At 42.8% G+C, this 17502-nt stretch carries 15 protein-coding genes, 21 tRNA genes and 1 rRNA gene; 8 read left to right on the top strand and 29 right to left on the bottom strand.

Annotated features, from left to right (window positions below):
• Positions 1 to 110: 110 nt before the first annotated feature.
• Positions 111 to 1100 (top strand): metal ABC transporter solute-binding protein, Zn/Mn family, encoded by a 990-nt coding sequence (locus AAZR19_RS03340; protein ID WP_434702304.1) that lies wholly within the window; start codon positions 111 to 113, stop codon positions 1098 to 1100.
• A 77-nt stretch (positions 1101 to 1177) separates the two neighbouring features.
• Here the strand turns inward: AAZR19_RS03340 and AAZR19_RS03335 are convergent, their stop codons facing one another.
• Positions 1178 to 1420 carry a type B 50S ribosomal protein L31 gene (locus AAZR19_RS03335; protein WP_076839339.1) on the bottom strand — a complete coding sequence of 81 codons (243 nt, stop codon included), beginning with the start codon at positions 1418 to 1420 and terminating at the stop codon, positions 1178 to 1180.
• Positions 1421 to 1596: 176 nt separating this feature from the next.
• On the opposite strand from AAZR19_RS03335, the gene AAZR19_RS03330 reads away from it, so the two are divergent.
• The 4 genes from AAZR19_RS03330 to AAZR19_RS03315 all read left to right on the top strand — a co-directional run bounded on the left by AAZR19_RS03330 (position 1597) and on the right by AAZR19_RS03315 (position 4441).
• Positions 1597 to 2928, top strand: coding sequence for a cytochrome ubiquinol oxidase subunit I (locus tag AAZR19_RS03330; RefSeq protein ID WP_024425783.1), 1332 nt, complete (start codon positions 1597 to 1599; stop codon positions 2926 to 2928).
• A 22-nt stretch (positions 2929 to 2950) separates the two neighbouring features.
• Positions 2951 to 3997 carry a cytochrome d ubiquinol oxidase subunit II gene (locus AAZR19_RS03325; RefSeq protein WP_170871266.1) on the top strand — a complete coding sequence of 349 codons (1047 nt, stop codon included), beginning with the start codon at positions 2951 to 2953 and terminating at the stop codon, positions 3995 to 3997.
• Between the two features lie 68 nt (positions 3998 to 4065).
• Positions 4066 to 4224 (top strand): DUF1540 domain-containing protein, encoded by a 159-nt coding sequence (locus tag AAZR19_RS03320; protein WP_008360682.1) that lies wholly within the window; start codon positions 4066 to 4068, stop codon positions 4222 to 4224.
• Between the two features lie 25 nt (positions 4225 to 4249).
• Positions 4250 to 4441, top strand: coding sequence for a hypothetical protein (locus AAZR19_RS03315; RefSeq protein ID WP_076839341.1), 192 nt, complete (start codon positions 4250 to 4252; stop codon positions 4439 to 4441).
• A gap of 106 nt (positions 4442 to 4547) precedes the next feature.
• Here AAZR19_RS03315 and menC read toward each other — a convergent pair whose 3' ends face one another.
• From menC to AAZR19_RS03285, 6 genes are all read right to left on the bottom strand, one after another.
• On the bottom strand, positions 4548 to 5672 hold the full coding sequence (gene menC / locus AAZR19_RS03310; RefSeq protein WP_024425781.1) for an o-succinylbenzoate synthase: 1125 nt from the start codon (positions 5670 to 5672) through the stop codon (positions 4548 to 4550).
• Positions 5659 to 7119, bottom strand: coding sequence for an o-succinylbenzoate--CoA ligase (locus tag AAZR19_RS03305; RefSeq protein ID WP_076839342.1), 1461 nt, complete (start codon positions 7117 to 7119; stop codon positions 5659 to 5661). The genes menC and AAZR19_RS03305 overlap by 14 nt, the downstream gene beginning before the upstream one ends.
• A 70-nt stretch (positions 7120 to 7189) precedes the next feature.
• Positions 7190 to 8008 (bottom strand): 1,4-dihydroxy-2-naphthoyl-CoA synthase, encoded by an 819-nt coding sequence (gene menB, locus AAZR19_RS03300; RefSeq protein ID WP_041107389.1) that lies wholly within the window; start codon positions 8006 to 8008, stop codon positions 7190 to 7192.
• Between the two features lie 14 nt (positions 8009 to 8022).
• Entirely contained in the window at positions 8023 to 8850 is an 828-nt protein-coding gene (gene menH, locus AAZR19_RS03295; RefSeq protein WP_076839344.1) for a 2-succinyl-6-hydroxy-2,4-cyclohexadiene-1-carboxylate synthase, read from the bottom strand.
• Positions 8832 to 10577 (bottom strand): 2-succinyl-5-enolpyruvyl-6-hydroxy-3-cyclohexene-1-carboxylic-acid synthase, encoded by a 1746-nt coding sequence (menD, locus tag AAZR19_RS03290; RefSeq protein WP_076839346.1) that lies wholly within the window; start codon positions 10575 to 10577, stop codon positions 8832 to 8834. The genes menH and menD overlap by 19 nt, the downstream gene beginning before the upstream one ends.
• Entirely contained in the window at positions 10570 to 11988 is a 1419-nt protein-coding gene (locus AAZR19_RS03285) for an isochorismate synthase (RefSeq protein WP_076839347.1), read from the bottom strand. Before AAZR19_RS03285 ends, menD begins: the two co-directional genes overlap by 8 nt.
• A 381-nt stretch (positions 11989 to 12369) precedes the next feature.
• Here AAZR19_RS03285 and AAZR19_RS03280 point away from each other — a divergent pair, with 381 nt between their 5' ends.
• The 3 genes from AAZR19_RS03280 (at position 12370) to AAZR19_RS03270 (ending at position 14724) form a co-directional block, all read left to right on the top strand.
• The gene (locus AAZR19_RS03280; RefSeq protein ID WP_076839349.1) at positions 12370 to 13308 is read left to right on the top strand and encodes a 1,4-dihydroxy-2-naphthoate polyprenyltransferase; all 939 of its coding nucleotides are present in this window, start codon (positions 12370 to 12372) and stop codon (positions 13306 to 13308) included.
• 118 nt (positions 13309 to 13426) lie between these two features.
• The gene (locus tag AAZR19_RS03275; protein WP_326349504.1) at positions 13427 to 14161 is read left to right on the top strand and encodes a TraR/DksA C4-type zinc finger protein; all 735 of its coding nucleotides are present in this window, start codon (positions 13427 to 13429) and stop codon (positions 14159 to 14161) included.
• An 86-nt stretch (positions 14162 to 14247) separates the two neighbouring features.
• On the top strand, positions 14248 to 14724 hold the full coding sequence (locus AAZR19_RS03270) for a TspO/MBR family protein (protein WP_024424942.1): 477 nt from the start codon (positions 14248 to 14250) through the stop codon (positions 14722 to 14724).
• 76 nt (positions 14725 to 14800) lie between these two features.
• Here AAZR19_RS03270 and AAZR19_RS03265 read toward each other — a convergent pair.
• The 22 genes from AAZR19_RS03265 to rrf all read right to left on the bottom strand — a co-directional run bounded on the left by AAZR19_RS03265 (position 14801) and on the right by rrf (position 17363).
• A tRNA-Glu gene (locus tag AAZR19_RS03265) sits at positions 14801 to 14872 on the bottom strand.
• 7 nt (positions 14873 to 14879) lie between these two features.
• A tRNA-Ser gene (locus AAZR19_RS03260) sits at positions 14880 to 14970 on the bottom strand.
• A gap of 3 nt (positions 14971 to 14973) precedes the next feature.
• Positions 14974 to 15048 (bottom strand) — tRNA-Asn (locus AAZR19_RS03255).
• Positions 15049 to 15054: 6 nt separating this feature from the next.
• A tRNA-Ile gene (locus AAZR19_RS03250) sits at positions 15055 to 15131 on the bottom strand.
• A gap of 17 nt (positions 15132 to 15148) precedes the next feature.
• A tRNA-Gly gene (locus tag AAZR19_RS03245) sits at positions 15149 to 15222 on the bottom strand.
• Between the two features lie 11 nt (positions 15223 to 15233).
• Positions 15234 to 15309: transfer RNA gene (locus AAZR19_RS03240), tRNA-His, on the bottom strand.
• 27 nt (positions 15310 to 15336) lie between these two features.
• Positions 15337 to 15409 (bottom strand) — tRNA-Phe (locus tag AAZR19_RS03235).
• An 18-nt stretch (positions 15410 to 15427) separates the two neighbouring features.
• Positions 15428 to 15504, bottom strand: a tRNA-Asp gene (locus AAZR19_RS03230).
• A gap of 4 nt (positions 15505 to 15508) precedes the next feature.
• Positions 15509 to 15585 (bottom strand) — tRNA-Met (locus AAZR19_RS03225).
• A gap of 21 nt (positions 15586 to 15606) precedes the next feature.
• Positions 15607 to 15699: transfer RNA gene (locus AAZR19_RS03220), tRNA-Ser, on the bottom strand.
• A 7-nt stretch (positions 15700 to 15706) separates the two neighbouring features.
• A tRNA-Ile gene (locus AAZR19_RS03215) sits at positions 15707 to 15783 on the bottom strand.
• A 4-nt stretch (positions 15784 to 15787) separates the two neighbouring features.
• Positions 15788 to 15861 (bottom strand) — tRNA-Met (locus AAZR19_RS03210).
• Between the two features lie 25 nt (positions 15862 to 15886).
• A tRNA-Ala gene (locus tag AAZR19_RS03205) sits at positions 15887 to 15959 on the bottom strand.
• 8 nt (positions 15960 to 15967) lie between these two features.
• A tRNA-Pro gene (locus AAZR19_RS03200) sits at positions 15968 to 16044 on the bottom strand.
• A gap of 7 nt (positions 16045 to 16051) precedes the next feature.
• Positions 16052 to 16128, bottom strand: a tRNA-Arg gene (locus tag AAZR19_RS03195).
• 10 nt (positions 16129 to 16138) lie between these two features.
• Positions 16139 to 16224 (bottom strand) — tRNA-Leu (locus tag AAZR19_RS03190).
• A 12-nt stretch (positions 16225 to 16236) separates the two neighbouring features.
• Positions 16237 to 16308, bottom strand: a tRNA-Gly gene (locus AAZR19_RS03185).
• 30 nt (positions 16309 to 16338) lie between these two features.
• Positions 16339 to 16421: transfer RNA gene (locus AAZR19_RS03180), tRNA-Leu, on the bottom strand.
• Positions 16422 to 16429: 8 nt separating this feature from the next.
• Positions 16430 to 16505, bottom strand: a tRNA-Lys gene (locus AAZR19_RS03175).
• Positions 16506 to 16542: 37 nt separating this feature from the next.
• A tRNA-Thr gene (locus AAZR19_RS03170) sits at positions 16543 to 16618 on the bottom strand.
• 33 nt (positions 16619 to 16651) lie between these two features.
• A tRNA-Val gene (locus AAZR19_RS03165) sits at positions 16652 to 16727 on the bottom strand.
• A gap of 520 nt (positions 16728 to 17247) precedes the next feature.
• Positions 17248 to 17363, bottom strand: a 5S ribosomal RNA gene (rrf, locus tag AAZR19_RS03160).
• Positions 17364 to 17502 lie beyond the last annotated feature (139 nt).

Here is a 17502-nt window from a genome sequence, read left to right as displayed (position 1 = left end):
GAAAATTTTTTATTTTCCTCTTTTCAAATCGTAATTATTACGATACAATAACTCAGGACATTAAATCGTAATCATTTCTATCTATTAGATTGAGAGGAGACATTTTCTACATGAAAAAAATCTTTTTTATTTTAACAGCTGCTTTATTCGCGATCGGTCTTGCCGCTTGCTCAAGCAGTGCGGGCCCTAATGCTTCAAAAGGAAAGGCAGACGGGAAACTAATCATTTACACCACGATCTTCCCAATTCAAGATTTCACTGAAAAAATTGGCGGCTCTCACGTTCATGCTCAAAGCGTGTATCCTGCAAATGCAGATGCACACAGCTTTGAACCAAGTTCAAAAACAATGGTTGAAATGGCTGAAGGTGATGCCTTTATCTATAGCGGCACAGGGGCTGAAGCATTCGCAGACAAAACTGCTGCCACTTTAAAAGACCAAGGTGTGAAAACAGTCAAAGCAGCCGAAGGCATCAAATTGTTATCGACAAAAGAAGAACATGCACATGAAGAAGGCGAAGATCATGACCATGAAGGTCAAGACCACGACCATGATCATGACGGGCACGATCACGGAGATAAAGACCCTCATGCATGGTTAGACCCAGTTTATGCACAGCAAATGGCGAAAAACATTAAAGACACACTCGTCTCTTTAGATCCAGATCATAAAGACGAATACACAAAAAACTATGAACATCTAAAAAAAGATTTGCAATCGTTAGATCAAGAATTTAAAACAACGTTATCTAAAGCTAAACATAAAGAAATTCTTGTTTCTCACGCAGCTTATGGTTATTGGGAAAAGCGCTATGGCATTGAGCAAATCAGTGTTTTAGGGTTATCCGCTTCTGAGGAGCCATCACAAAAACAGCTCGAAAACATTGTACAAAAAGCGGAAAAGCATCACATTCAATACGTTATTTTTGAAAACAATGTCAGCAGCAAAGTATCAGATACAATCCGCAGTGAAATTGGGGCAAAAAGCTTGACCCTTAAAAATCTAGAATCCATTACTGAAGATGATGCCAAAAATGGCGAAAACTACGTCAGCTTAATGAAACAAAACTTAAAGACCTTAAAAACTGCATTAAATGATTAATGCTTTTGAACCCCGGGTGATCAACCGGGGTTTTTTGCTGTAAAAAAAGCACACCGTTATCGGGCGTGCTTTTTTGATTACATTTGATATTTTTTCTTAAACTGCTCAGCTCTTCCGCCTTTTTCTCCGAATTTTTGACGTCCTGTATAAAAAGGATGCGTATCAGAGCTTGTTTCTACTTTAATGACAGGATACGTTTTCCCATCTTCCCACTCTACTGTCTCGTTTGATGTCTTTGTTGATCTACTCAAGAAGCGGTAACCGCTGTTTACGTCCATAAATACAACTTCATGTGAGGTTGGATGAATATCTTTTTTCAATGTCAAAACTCCTTTCGTTAATAAAACGTAATTGTTACGTTTTATATTTATATTCTACTCCCTCTTTTACAACTTGTCAAAAAACAAGCTTTCTTAGTCAGGAAGAATAATCTAAAAATGGTGGAGAATAATAAGCATCATGAAAAAGAGAAGCGATAAGAAAGGCGGAGAAAAAATTGACTGATCTCGTTTTAGCTAGAAGCCTGTTCGGCACAACCATGGGCTTTCATATTATTTATGCCTCGCTTGGCGTTGGCATCCCGCTAATGATTTTGTTAGCTGAACTCATCTTTCAAAAAACGAAGGACCCGCATTATGCCATCATGGCCAAGCGGTGGACAAAAGCACAGGCTGTTCTGTTAGGGGTCGCCATTCCAACAGGCACCATTGCTGGTACGCAGCTTGCCCTTTTATGGCCAGGTTTTATGGAGGTCATCGGAAAGGTCATGTCACTGCCATTCCAGATTGAAATCTATGCGTTCTTTATAGAAGCATTATTTATGTCTATTTATGTGTACGCAGCGGACCGCCTATCAAATGCAATGCGCATCATTACGGTTATTTTTATCGTCATTGGTGCAGCTGCATCAGCGATTCTAATTACAAACGTACATGCTTTTGAAGGAACTCCTGCTGGCTTTCAGATGGTAAATGGAGAAATCACAAATATCGAGCCTTGGAAGGCCTTTTTCAATCCAAGCTTTGCTGTAACTGCTACACATGTTGTGCTGTCTGCTTTTACAACAGGTGCTTTTGTGATTGCTTCAGTTGCAGCTTTTAAAATGCTCAAAACGAGAAAAAATGAGAAGCTCTATACATTTCATCGAAAAGCCCTTTTTCTTGGACTCATTGTAGGAGGACTTTTCTCTTTTCTAACAGCCTTAAATGGCCACGAATCCGCTCAGCTTCTGTATGAATATCAGCCTGAAAAGCTGGCTGGAGCTGAAGGTTTATTTGAAACGCAATCACATGCGCCTCTTGCAATAGGTGGTTTTACGGATGCTGATTCGCAGGAAATTAAAGGTGCGATCGAAATTCCTTGGGCGCTCAGTTTTCTGGCAGGAAATAGCTTCGATACAGTGGTCAAAGGCTTAAATGATTTTCCTCGTGACGAGTGGCCGCCTTTATTTATACACACATTATTTAACGGCATGGTCATTATTGGATCGGTACTCATTCTATTTGCGGTATTAGCGCTGCTTTACCGTAAAATTTTAAAACGGGACAAATTTCCGAAGTGGCTTCTTTTTCTTTACTTATTCGGCGGGCCTCTTAGTCTTTTGGCTATTGAATTTGGCTGGATCTTTGCTTGTACAGGCCGCCAGCCATGGGTCATTTATCGAATGCTCAAAACGTCAGAGGTTGTCACATCATCAGGCTCGATCGGGACACTTTTTATCCTTTTTGCCATTGTCTATCTCATCTTAGGCATAGCAACCGTTATTGTGCTGACGTACTACTTTAGAAAACATTCGATTGAAGAAGACCTACGGTTAACAGAATCTTAAAAAGGGAGCGATCTTGATGCAAATGGATGTTACAACTGATGCGCTCATTGCAATCACCATCTTATGGGGATTCGTTTTTATCTATGCAGTGATGGCATCAATGGATTTCGGCGCAGGATTTTGGTCGATGATTTATATGAATAGAGAACAAACAAAGGCCGCTAATATCGCAAATAAGTACCTTTCTCCAACATGGGAAGTGACAAACGTCTTTATTGTCGCCATCGTTGTCGCATTGTTCAGCCTGTTTCCAGGTGCGACCTTTGTACTTGGTACCGTTTTATTAATACCCGGCAGCATTATATTATTGCTTCTTGCACTGCGAAGCGGGTTTCTCGTGTTTTCTCATTCACTGCCTAAGAAATACCGAAAAGCGGTGACGTATATTTCAGGGATCAGCGGCTTTATCATTCCGTCCATCCTGATCATGGTTCTCCCAATCACCCATGGTGGCTTTATCTTTCAGGAGAACAACGTCTACTCATTAGATCTTGGACTGGTCTTTACAAGTGCAAATGTCTATTCTTTTGTCGGCTTTGCCATTTTCAGCACCCTTTTTCTTTCGTCCTTGCTTTTAGCTGATTTCTCTAATGTTGCTGATGAAGATGAAGCTTACAGCATTTATAGAAGAGGGGCGCTCATTACGGGTCCACTTTCACTCATGATGGCCTTTTTTATCATGCTGACATTACGAAGCGAGGCCAATTGGCTGTTCACAAAAATGATGCAGAACATTCCTATTCTTCTTGTATCTCTCTTAATGTTTCTGCTCGCAGGACTGGCTCTATTTTTACCAAACAGCCGGTTTAAGCATCGGAAAGGGAGACCACGCCTTGCCGTCATTGCAATTACCATTCAATATTTCTTAGCAAGCTATGTGTATGGGCGTGCCCATTTGCCTTACATGGCTTATCCAGATATTACAATCATGTCTGGATTTACAGACCCTGTCACATTTAGGGCATTATTTATCACCTATATTGTAGGGTTTATCATCTTGTTTCCCGGATTTTATTTCTTCTGGAAATTATTTATGAAGGATAAGCGCTATATTCGCCAGGAAGATTAACATGAATGGACGAGCTTCATTTCGGTTACATTATAGATGAAAGACATACTCAAAAGGAGGTCATCTGTATGAGTCAAAAAATCCTTTGTGAAGTCAATAACTGTTCCTATTGGAATGCTGGAAACCGCTGTGGTGCAGATGCAATATATGTCGTCAGCCACACAGGAAATACGGCTGAGAAAAGTGAAGAAACGGATTGTAAAACGTTTAAACCACAAGACCTTTAAGTCTCATTAAAGGAGGCGCTTCAATTTGAAACACGATCGGCTGCTTCAAACGTTTTTTGACGAAATTCATGACGCGGATGAAGCCGCATTCCACCAAGCCGCTCACTCCTTTTTAAATCTTTGGGATTATGAATATGGACATGCATCAAACATGCCAAGTGAAATTCATCAGTATATCGGACAGCTTGCTTTTGACAGCGAGCTGGTTGAAGAGTAAGAAAGAGCGGATCACCGCTCTTTCTTTTTTGTTCAGACAGGAAGGAAAAACTTTCTCTCACTATACCTAGATTATATTGGGGATGCAAAAGGTGATTCCTTCGTTTTTATCTCACAAAATCATGTTTTGTAAACACGTCGATTTTATCTGAAAACGAACGGAGCGCTTGGTAATCAACTTCCACGCCCATTCCTGGGGAGCGGGGCACCTCAATAAACCCATTTTCAACCTTAATTTCAGGAAAAATGATATCCTGCTCCCAAAATTTTGACGAAGCTGAAATATCACCGGGAATCGTAAATTGAGGAAGCGAAGCAAGTGCTACGTTCTGCGCTCGGGAAATACCTGTTTCAATCATCCCTCCGCACCATAATGGAATTTGATGCTCCTTACTGAACGTATGAATTTTAAGAGCCTCTGTCAATCCGCCAACTCGTGAAGGCTTCACATTAATAATTTGACAGCTGCCAAGCTCTACAGCTTTTCTAGCATCATCTAAAGAACAGATACTTTCATCTAAACAAATCGGCGTTTTTAAATGCTTTTGCAAATGGCGATGGTCCACAATATCATCTGCAGCTAAAGGCTGTTCAATCATTAATAAACGAATATCGTCGAGCTGCTTAAGCTTGCTAATATCTTTTAATTCATAAGCAGAGTTTGCATCTGCCATTAATGGCAGATCAGGAAAAGACTCTCTGATCTTTTGAAGAAGTCCAATATCTTGTCCTGGTTTAATTTTCACCTTCACCCGCTGATAGCCTTGGTCAACAAATTGCTGAATTTGCTCAAGCATATCGTCAATAGGGCCTAACCCCGCCACAACGCCAGATGGTATTTTATCTTTTGTACCGCCTAATACATCGCGTAAAGACTTATTCTCACGCTTCGCATAAATATCCCAAACAGCCGCTTCAATGCCTGCTTTCGCCATCCTATTGCCTTTAAAATGATACAGACTGTCAGGGATTTCTGAAGGATGTGTAAAGGTGCGCGTCAGCACGTTCGGGATAAAGAAAGCCCTCAGCATATGATAGCAAGTCTCAATTGTTTCTTCTGTATACCACGGAGAAGAAAAAGCAGAAACTTCTCCCCATCCAGTCAATCCTGTCTGATCTTTGACTTCAACAATAATAAACTCACGCTCTGAAATGGTTCCAAGACTTGTTGTAAATGGCTGTTTAAGCTTCATCGTGACATGATATAAAATTACTCGTTCAATTTGAATCATTTGAAAACCCCTTTGATCTGAGTCTGTGCCTTTGCAATTTATTCGACGCATTTCTTGGCAGCTCGTCCACAAAGTGAAAAGCTGCGGGCCATTTATATTTGGCTAAATGCGACCCACATAAAGCATAGAGCTCATTCTCCGGTATCTTATCATCTGTTACAAGGAAAGCAGCAGGTACCTCTCCCCATCTATCATCATACATACCCGTTACTCCGGCTTCCTTTACATGCGGATGTGTTAGCAGAACCGCTTCAATTTCCGCAGGATAAATATTTTCTCCGCCAGAAATAATTAAATCTGAACGGCGGTCAAGCACAAATAAGAACCCTTCCTCATCCACATAGCCAATATCGCCCGTTTTCAGCCAGCCCTCATCAAAGGCATCCGAGGTCGCTTCTTCACGGTAAAGGTATCCTTTCATCACATTTGCACCTTTCACCATAATTTCGCCATGCTCAAAAGGACGGCAAATGCGATCACCATCTTGAATTTTCAGCTCACACCCAAAAAGAGGTTTTCCCGCTGAACCAAGTTTCTCTACGCTAAATTCGGGCGCAAGGGTCACAATTTGTGAACAGGTTTCCGTCATCCCGTACGATTGAAAGACAGGAAAGCCCTTCTCTTTGCTTTCTTGGAGCATCGCATAAGGCGCAGGCCCTCCGCCTAATAAAAGACAGCGCAAAGAAGATGGACATTCTTCCAGTCTGCTTAATAAACGAGATAACATCGTCTGAACAACAGAAATCATCGTCACACGATGCCGTTCAATAGAATCCTTTACTTCATCAACATCAAACTTCTGATGAAGCACGACTGTCATCCCATATATCACAGACTTAAATAAAGCGGATAAGCCGCTAATATGAAAAAGAGGCAGGGAAATGAGCCAGCGGTCAACCTCTCTGAGACCCAGATTCAGTGCAGAGGAAACTGCACTATGAAAATGATTGCCAAACGTTTGCTCTACCCCTTTTGGACGTCCTGTAGTCCCAGATGTATACATGATGGTCGCTGTTTCATTCAAATCAAATTCGCTCTCGATCTTCTTGTCATGGCCTTGCCCTGGTTCAGGTAAAGTTTCCATTGTATAAACGGGTAAATCACCCTCATGGTCGCTTGCATAAATAGATTCCGTTAATAAAGCCGCTGCTTTTGCATCTTCTAGCTGATAGCGTCTTTCAGCTTTTGTCAGCTTATTATTCAATAGCACAATTTTTAACCCTAATAAAAAACAGGCATGTACAAGCATCACCATGTGAGGATGATTGTTCATCAAAAGGGCAACCGTTTCCCCTTTTTTCAATGATGCCTGTGCAAGTCTATTTGAAAGCTCGTCCACTTCATGAGCTAATTCGTGAAATGTCCACTCTTTCTCTTGATAAATAAGTGCGACTCGATCTGGCGTTAAATAGGCACGGTGCAGCAGCCAATTAGGTTGCTTCATCATGACACCTCCTTTTCGTAAAAGAAAACAGCTTAGTCTGATGCACTAAGCTGTTTTCATTAATATCATTGAATCAAGGGAAACGCGGGAACTGGCCGAAGTCCGGCTTGCGTTTTTCCTTAAAGGAATCGCGTCCTTCTTTTGCTTCATCTGTTGTGTAATAAAGAAGAGTCGCATCTCCTGCAAATTGCTGAATTCCAGCTAATCCATCTGTATCTGCGTTAAATGCAGCCTTCAAGAATCGTAAAGCAGTCGGGCTCTTTTCTAGCATCTCCTCACACCACTTCACGGTTTCCTCTTCAAGCTGATCTAATGGTACAACTGTGTTAACAAGTCCCATATCAAGCGCTTCTTGTGCATTGTATTGACGGCATAAGTACCAAATTTCTCTTGCTTTCTTATGACCAACAATACGTGCAAGGTAGCCTGAACCATAACCAGCATCAAAGCTGCCTACTTTTGGACCTGTTTGTCCAAAAATCGCATTATCTGCTGCAATCGTCAGGTCACACACAACGTGAAGAACGTGTCCTCCGCCAATCGCATACCCTGCCACCATTGCGATAACTGGTTTTGGAATGACACGAATCAAACGCTGTAAGTCTAATACATTTAGACGTGGAATTTGATCGTCTCCTACATAACCGCCATGGCCGCGAACTTTTTGATCTCCACCAGAACAGAATGCTTTTCCGCCAGCACCTGCAAGTACGATCACACCAACTTCTGAATGATCACGAGCTCGTGAAAATGCATCAATTAATTCACTAACAGTCTTTGGGGTAAACGCGTTATGTACGTGTGGACGATTAATCGTAATCTTTGCGATCCCATTGTACGTTTCATATAAAATTTCGTCATACTGACGCTCAGTTTGCCATTCAATAGCCATCAATATTTCCTCCTCTAATCTTGCGCTAAAATAAACTCACTTACTATTTTACCAAAAAAATGTGGTTGTTCCACATGAACTGTATGCCCAGCATGCTCCGCCAAAATGAATTGACTTCCTTTCAGCTCCTGCTGCATACGTTTCCCGATAAGGCAGAACTTTTCATCAAGCGTTCCGCAAATGAATAATACAGGCAAATGAATATGCTTTAATGCCTTCCAAACAGACGGCTGTGAACCTGTTCCAATTCCTTCTAAGCTGCGAGCCAGCCCAAGAGGATTGGCCTTCAGTCTTCCCTCTCTCAGCTCAGTCTGCCTTTCAGCTGATAAAGTTTTCTGCGAAGCAAACAAAGGAATGCTTTCCCAAAAATCCACAAACTTCACTAAGCCCTCATGTCTGATTTTTTGAGCGAGCTGATGATCATGCTTCAGTCTTGCCATCCGCTCTTTAAAAGTGCGTAGCCCTGGAGACGTACTCTCAAGGATCAATTTATTGACACGATCTGGATAACGAGCGGCAAATGATAAAGCAATACGTCCTCCCATAGAATATCCGAGAATATTCACTTTGTGAAGCTTTAATTGGTTTAAAATCTCTGCAAGATCTGCCAGCTGCTGAGACATTGTATATCTTCTCACACTTTCTGGCGAGTCCGTACGCCCATGTCCGAGCAAGCTGACCTGAATCAGTCTTGTATTCTCCAAATAAGCATTCAAGAACGTCCAAGACGCTGCACTTCCAGTGAAGCCGTGTAAGCATAGTGTGGCATTTGCTGCCGAAGGGTTCTGGTCCACCACTTCGTACGCTACCCCATCACGCATTCTTATGATGAGAGAAGGCATTCTTTTTTCACTTCTTCCAATATGTCATCCATCATTTGACGATGCTTGTCTACACGGGAATGACGATCTGTTTCAATTTCAATTAAATGAAGCCCAGGTTCATCGATGTGTGCCATATACACATCATGTAACTCTTGTTTCGATGCCGGTTTCGAATAGGTTCCCCCATATAACTTCGATGCATACTCAAAATTCAGTCCTGTCGGCGTACCGAAGAGCTTTTCATAATACGGTTCATCAGACGCCTGCGGAAGGAAAGAAAAGATACCTCCCCCATCATTGTTTATCAAAACAACTGTCAGCGGAATGTCCATCAGTTTAGCTGCAAGCAGACCGTTCATATCATGGTAAAATGATAAATCTCCAATGACTAAAGTAACTGGCTGCTTTAAAGCTGCATACGTGCCAAGTGCTGTGGATACAACGCCGTCAATGCCATTTGCTCCGCGATTCGCCATCATTCGAAAAGGCTTGGACTGAGTTTCAAAAAATGTATCTACATCACGAATTGGCATACTATTTCCGATAAAAAGGACACTCTCCTTTGGCAAGAGGTGCTGAAGCTGACGGTACACATTCCCCTCGAAGGACAAATCCTCATCTGAAAAGCGGGCTGCATGCGTTCTAAATGAAGAATTAGCATTCTGCCAGCGTTTTAAGAAACTTGTCTCCTCACGTTTTTCTGCTTGATTTAATGCTGCTTCTACAAAAGCAGAGACAGTACTTTCAATGACGTATGAAGCACTTAACCCAGGATCACGGAAGCCCCCGGCAGCATCTACAACAACCTGCTTTACTTCCGCATGTTTTTCCAGCCACTTGAATAAGGGCTTAGACACAGGCATCGGGCCAAAACGAATGATCATATCCGGCAATAGATGCTGTTGCAATGCTTCATCTTTCAATAAAGAATCATAAGCATCGATAATTAGCTCTTTATTCTCATGCCCGTTGCGCAAAAGAGAAAGCGGGTCAGCTAAAATAGGAAAATGCAGGGCTTTCGAAAGGCGTAAAACTGCCTCTTTTTCTTCCTGTGTATGAAGTTCACCAGCCACAATCATTCCCTTTTTAGATTGGTTCAAGGCAGTCACGATTTCAGACATCACTCGATCATTTGGGAAAGCCTGACCTGATGCTAATACCTTTTTCGTGTCTGATTCTTCTCGCGCGAAAGGATCAATAGACAGATCAGGAAGCAATGGTTCTCTCAGAGGTACATTGACCTGAACAGGCCCCTTTGGCTCCTGCATCGACATGTGATTTGCTCTCGCAGCTGCCGTCTGAACATAACGCAGCATCGTTTGACTTTCCTCTGGCAACGCTAAGTCTGTGAACCATTTAACAAACTTACCGAATAAGAATTGCTGATCAATCGCTTGAGGTGCCCCAACTTCTCTCAATTCGTGCGGCCGATCAGCAGTTAAAACAATAAGAGGTACACGAGAATAATGCGCCTCTACAATGGCTGGGTAAAAGTTAGCTGCTGCCGTACCTGATGTACAAATAAGCAGCACTGGCGATTGACTTGCTTTTGCAAGACCAAGCGCATAAAAAGCAGCAGACCGTTCGTCCACTAAAACATGGACATGGATGTCCTGATGAGCAAGGGCCAGCATTGCAAGCGGAGTTGAACGAGAACCAGGACAGACTACTGCCTCTTTCACACCACCTTGGACAAATTCATCCATCAATCTGCCTATATATGTTGTCATGATGTGATTATTCAATAGGATGACCTCCAAGAGCAGACAGCATTGGTCTTAACTTCACTTGTGTTTCCTCATACTCCTGCTTTGCAAGGGAATCCTCTACAATTCCGCAGCCAGCGAATAAACGAACATGATCTTCCTCAATAAGACCAGACCGAATGGCTACAGCAAATTCTCCATTATCCTGAGAATCAATCCAGCCTACCGGCGCTGCATACCAGCCGCGCTTGAGCGGTTCGATTTCACGAATCACTTCAACCGCCTTTTCCTTAGGATATCCGCCTAGTGCCGGCGTCGGATGAAGCTGCTCAATTAATGAAAAGAGGGAACAGCTGCTTTTGATTTCTCCCACAATCGGTGTAAACAAATGCTGAATGTTTTTTGTTTTATAAAGACTTGGTTGATTTGGTTTATGCACGTGAAGGCAATTCGCTTCAAATGCTTGCTCAATCATATTGACGACAATTTGATGCTCAATCAAATTCTTCTCATCATGCAGCAGTTCCTCGCCTAATGCGTGATCCTCCGCTTCATCTTTTCCGCGAACAATGGAACCTGCTAAACAGGATGAAAAGACCTCTCCGCCGCTTTTTTTCACTAAGCGCTCCGGCGTGGCTCCGACAAATGCTTGTCTTCCTTGTTCAACCGCAAATACATAACTCGTTGTTTGATGCTTTAATAATTCTGCTAATAGTGGAGCGAGTTCAATTTGATTTTTATAGTGAAGCAAGACTTCTCTTGCTAAAACAACCTTTTCATATTCATTTGCACGAATGTGGTCTGTCGCTTCTTGGATCGCCTTCATCCATTCCTTCACATCCAGCTCTTCCATATGAACAAGTTCAGCTTGTCCACCAGTCCGTACTGGCAATGTCTCGAAACGAGAGGCTTTTTGTTCTAATTCCTGAATAAGCTGATGAACATTCCCGTCCACCTGCTTCCACTCATTGATCGTAAGAAAACTGCCTTCTTTTGAGACAGTCAGCATGATCGATGGCACGAAAAAATGAGCCTCGCCAAATGCTTCCCAATGACGCGCCTTCTCTTCATACGGATCAAACGAAAATCCTCCAAATAAAAGCGGACCAACAGCCGCTTGCTTTAACTCCTTCTCATCATGAAAATGGAACATGTGCTGCTTGAGCTGTTCCCATTCTTGATGGATTATATCGAATCGTTCCTTGCCTTGCTCAGATGATTTAATGACGGCCGCTCTGCCAAGTCCAGAAAATATCATTTGGCTTTCTGGATCAGACCAAAAAAACCGCTCGCCTAAAAAATCCGCTTCGCCGCTTTGGAAAAAGGCAAGAGGATCCAGATCGTCAACTCTTCTGGAGTAGCTTATCAAAACAGCATGGTTGACGTTATTCGCTTCTTCTAATGTCGCAAGCGCTTCCTGCCGGAAAGTACTTTGCACTGTTGTCACCATGATACATTCCTCCAAAACCCATGAAATAACATAAAAAAATAAAACCATAATGAAAAAATACATGAACATTCGAATATGTCGAATGACCTGCTTTTCTATTATAAACCTTAACAGATGAACTTAGTAAAGAAAACAGCTTTTAAAACCTCGAATCCTTATTATATCACGCTTTCAAGATTTTTTCGCTCCTGCTTATTGAAACGAGAGCATCTAAGGTAAAATGGCCGGACCTCGTTCGAAAATCAAGTTTCCTTCGATATGGCAACGATTAGCAAACATCTTTTTCCCGTTTCATCGCATCAATATATTGACACCTTTTTGAACTTTGCTAAACTGGAATTTGGACGTGTACGTATTTTTTTATTTAAAGGAGTATATTTTATGCAGCATCATTCGATATCAGATCAGCTTTCACCAATTAAGCCTGATAAAAACTGGCGAATTTGGTGGAATTTACTACGACCGCATACACTAACAGCGGCATTTATTCCCGTTACTTTAGGAACTGTTTTAGCACTTCCAAGTGGTCAAATACATGTTGGGCTATTTTTAGCCATGCTATTTGCATCTATGTTTATCCAAATCGCAACAAACATGTTTAATGAGTACTTTGATTATGTTCGCGGGCTCGACAACGAGAAATCTGTCGGCATCGGCGGAGCCATTGTAAGAAACGGTGTGAAGCCAAAGACAGTTCTCAGCCTCGCTTATGCACTATTTGCGCTTTCTTTATTACTTGGGGTATATATTTGCATGATGTCTAGCTGGTGGATTGCACTAATAGGACTTATTTGTATGGCAGCAGGCTATTTCTATACTGGCGGGCCTGTACCAATTGCATATACACCATTTGGAGAACTTGTTTCAGGTGCTTTTATGGGATTAGGAATCATCCTGATTAGTTTCTATATCCAAACAGGCACACTGACGTCTAAAGCTGTTCTCGTCTCACTACCAATTTCTATTTTAGTTGGTGCCATTTTACTGTCGAACAATATCCGTGATTTAGACGGAGATAAGGAAAATGGACGAAGAACACTTGCCATTCTTGCTGGACGTAAAGCTGCAGTGAACATTTTACTTTCTATGTTTTTGGTATCATATGTACTCATTTTTGTTTATATCTTCACAGATATCGTCGGTCTTTGGAGTCTTCTTGTTTTACTCAGTGTGCCAAAAGCCTATACAGCCATTAAAGAGTTTAAGCAAAAAGAAAAACCGATTGAATTAATGAATGCCATGAAGTCTACAGCTCAAACCAATACATTTTTTGGTTTTCTGCTGACGATCGCTTTGATCTTACAATACTATATCGCGTAACAAAAAACGCCTGCAGCCGCAGGCGTTTTTTTAATAAGGAATTGCTTCAAATTGGAACTAGTCTTACATACAAAATTGCTCATACTAACAATATGTTTGATATGAAAGGATGATCGCTTTGTTGTCTAAAGACGAATTACATCATTTGAAGCAGCGCCTTCTCGATGAAAAGAAAGAACTTGAAGCCAAAAGCCATGACGATGAACAGAAAGTATCCTTTCCTTACGATTCGATCGGTGAATTGTCTGCCTATGATAACCACCCGGGTGATCAAGGGACAGAGCTATTCGAGCGTGGGAAAGATATTGCTTTAAACAGTTTGGAACATGAACATATGTTAGACATCAATGAAGCACTTCAAGCCATTGCAGACGGCTCTTATGGTCTGTGCAAAGTCTGTAAAGCCCCTATTCCAAAGGAACGCTTAGAAGCCTTGCCTACTGCCGTCACATGCACAGAGCATTCAAAAGAACAGACCGTTTCACAAAACCGTCCGATTGAAGAGGATTTATTAAGTCCGCCAGCGGGACAATTTGAAAATGAAGAAAGTGCTGCGTACGATGGAGAGGATGCCTACCAAGACGTAGAACGCTACGGAAATTCTGAAACCCCGTCTGATATGGAATTCCCTCCTCTGACATACGATGATGTGTATACACAATCAGAAGATGAAGATTATGTGGAGGACTACGAAGGATTCGCAGCTGCTGATATAGAAGGAAAATCAAGCAAGGTGTATCCGAACAAAGCACACGAGGCCTATGAAGATGCATTAGACGAAGAAGGTGTCATGACGGTATTTGGTGACTTGAAACCGTACGAGGAAGAACCTTATACAGAAGAAAATCATTAGTCCCCTCATATTGGGGGCTTTATGTTTATATCATGTAATTATTGGGAAATTACTTTAAGAGTGAATTTGATTGGAGGAGATTCTTGATGGCTAGAAAAAGTATTATTTGGGCGATTGTCGTCTTCTTTATTACATACGCACTATTCTCTATTGCCGGATTCTTGTTCCCCATCGACAGAGAATGGTATGACGCATTGAATAAACCAGAATGGACGCCTGGTGGCGGTGTGATTGGTGCTGTATGGGCTGTCTTGTTTGCACTCATCTCATTGTCCGCAGCGATCATTTATGGAAAGTATGGATTCCAAAAAATCACATTACCGTTTTGGATTCTTTTCCTTTTAAATTATGTATTCAATCAAGCCTTTAGCTTTTTTCAATTTACACAAAAGGATTTGTTTGTGGCTACGATCGACTGCCTGCTCGTCGCACTGACAGCACTCGCACTTGTCATCGTATCGCGTAAACTAAGCAAAGTCGTTCCAATTTTACTGATTCCTTATGTCTTATGGGGCTTCTTTGCGACATACTTGTCTTATACGATCTATTCCATGAATATGTAAAAAAAGACCGCTATCATAGGGTCTTTTGTTTTGAAGAAAATAAAAAAGAGATCTTTGACAAGATCTCTTTTAAAAATGACCCGTACGGGATTCGAACCCGTGTTACCGCCGTGAAAGGGCGGTGTCTTAACCGCTTGACCAACGGGCCAGAACAATGGCGGAGAAGGAGGGATTTGAACCCTCGCGCCGCTTGCGCGACCTACACCCTTAGCAGGGGCGCCTCTTCAGCCACTTGAGTACTTCTCCATTTGGCTCCGCAGGTAGGACTCGAACCTACGACCGATCGGTTAACAGCCGATAGCTCTACCACTGAGCTACTGCGGAAGATCATGGTGGGCCTGAGTGGACTCGAACCACCGACCTCACGCTTATCAGGCGTGCGCTCTAACCAGCTGAGCTACAGGCCCATGAACAGATATACAAATGGAGCGGGTGATGGGAATCGAACCCACGACATCAGCTTGGAAGGCTGAGGTTTTACCACTAAACTACACCCGCAAAAATATGTATGGGGCGATTGATGGGAATCGAACCCACGAGTGCCAGAGCCACAATCTGGTGCGTTAACCACTTCGCCACAACCGCCATACTATGAATGTTTTTTTATAAAAGTGGCTCGGGACGGAATCGAACCGCCGACACACGGATTTTCAGTCCGTTGCTCTACCAACTGAGCTACCGAGCCATGTATTCTTTTGAAAAATGGCGGTCCGGACGGGACTCGAACCCGCGACCTCCTGCGTGACAGGCAGGCATTCTAACCAACTGAACTACCGGACCATTTTGGTTGCGGGGGCAGGATTTGAACCTGCGACCTTCGGGTTATGAGCCCGACGAGCTACCGAACTGCTCCACCCCGCGATGATATGAATTTAAAAAATATGGCGGAGGAAGAGGGATTCGAACCCCCGCGGGCTTTGACACCCCTGTCGGTTTTCAAGACCGATCCCTTCAGCCGGACTTGGGTATTCCTCCGTATAGATGGTGGACCTTGTAGGACTCGAACCTACGACCGGACGGTTATGAGCCGTCTGCTCTAACCAACTGAGCTAAAGGTCCTTTATAGCGGCGGAGGGGATCGAACCCCCGACCTCACGGGTATGAACCGTACGCTCTAGCCAGCTGAGCTACACCGCCATGATCAAAATATACTTTTATAAAGTGGAGCCTAGCGGGATCGAACCGCTGACCTCCTGCGTGCAAGGCAGGCGCTCTCCCAGCTGAGCTAAGGCCCCATAAAAGATGGTCGGGAAGACAGGATTCGAACCTGCGACCCCTTGGTCCCAAACCAAGTGCTCTACCAAGCTGAGCTACTTCCCGATCTTAATGGCGCGCCCGAGAGGAGTCGAACCCCTAACCTTTTGATCCGTAGTCAAACGCTCTATCCAATTGAGCTACGGGCGCTTATTTATAATGCCGAGGGCCGGACTTGAACCGGCACGGTAGTCACCTACCGCAGGATTTTAAGTCCTGTGTGTCTGCCAATTCCACCACCCCGGCGTGGATGGTATAAGCGGAAGACGGGATTCGAACCCGCGACCCCCACCTTGGCAAGGTGGTGTTCTACCACTGAACTACTTCCGCATTACAGGATTTCTTTATTTTATTTGGCAATGCGGGTGAAGGGACTTGAACCCCCACGTCATAAAGACACTAGATCCTAAGTCTAGCGCGTCTGCCAATTCCGCCACACCCGCATGAAACATGGTGAGCCATGAAGGACTCGAACCTTCGACCCTCTGATTAAAAGTCAGATGCTCTACCAACTGAGCTAATGGCTCGCTTTAAAAGCGACTTGTCTATCTTACCATATGAAAGTGGTGCCGGCAAGAGGACTTGAACCCCCAACCTACTGATTACAAGTCAGTTGCTCTACCAGTTGAGCTACACCGGCTTTATCTATCCTAACATTATGTAAGAATAAATATGGTGGAGGATGACGGGCTCGAACCGCCGACCCTCTGCTTGTAAGGCAGATGCTCTCCCAGCTGAGCTAATCCTCCACTATGTAGGAATCTCTCGATCCGACAAAGATTATTATATACAGGTTTTAATCATTTGTAAAGGCTATATTAAAAAATTTTTATTTCAATTTTCATTGCGTATTTCTTTTAACAAATGATCGTCATTTCACCTATTCAAACAGCTACTATTCCACGTTCAGCAGCTGAACTTCTCTCTTCTATATTCTCTTTTAAAACGTTCGATTCCTTCAGAAATATTAGCAGTCCCTTATTTTTATACTTTAATGATATATGTAATCTCTTAGCCGTAAGCATTTATAAAAATCATAGAGGCTTACACATCTTTAATTTCCCTATATAAGCTGACACTCTGTCTCTCTATTGTTTTTTTATAGATAATGTTTTATGCGATAGGCTCATTTTTTCTTTATATCCAAGTATTTCACACGCTGCTTGTGGACATAAAATGAAGCCACGATCTTTTATCAAACAAGTGAATGTATGTACCCTCAACTTGCACAAAAAAGACCAGTTCCGACTGGAACTGATCCTTATAGAAGCTTGGCGGCGTCCTACTCTCACAGGGGGAAACCCCCAACTACCATCGGCGCTGAAGAGCTTAACTTCCGTGTTCGGTATGGGAACGGGTGTGACCTCTTCGCTATCGCCACCAAACCTGATGGAGAGAATGTTCTCTCAAAACTAGATAACAATGTTCATGCTTCACATTAGAATATAGGTTAAGTCCTCGATCTATTAGTATCTGTCAGCTCCACGTGTCACCACGCTTCCACCTCAGACCTATCAACCTGAT

The sequence above is a fragment of the Bacillus sp. Je.9.29.b genome (assembly GCF_051129925.1).
GTDB lineage: Bacteria > Bacillota > Bacilli > Bacillales > Bacillaceae > Bacillus > Bacillus safensis.
Note: the sequence above shows the minus strand (reverse complement) of the source record. Positions and strands in the feature narration are given on the sequence as shown.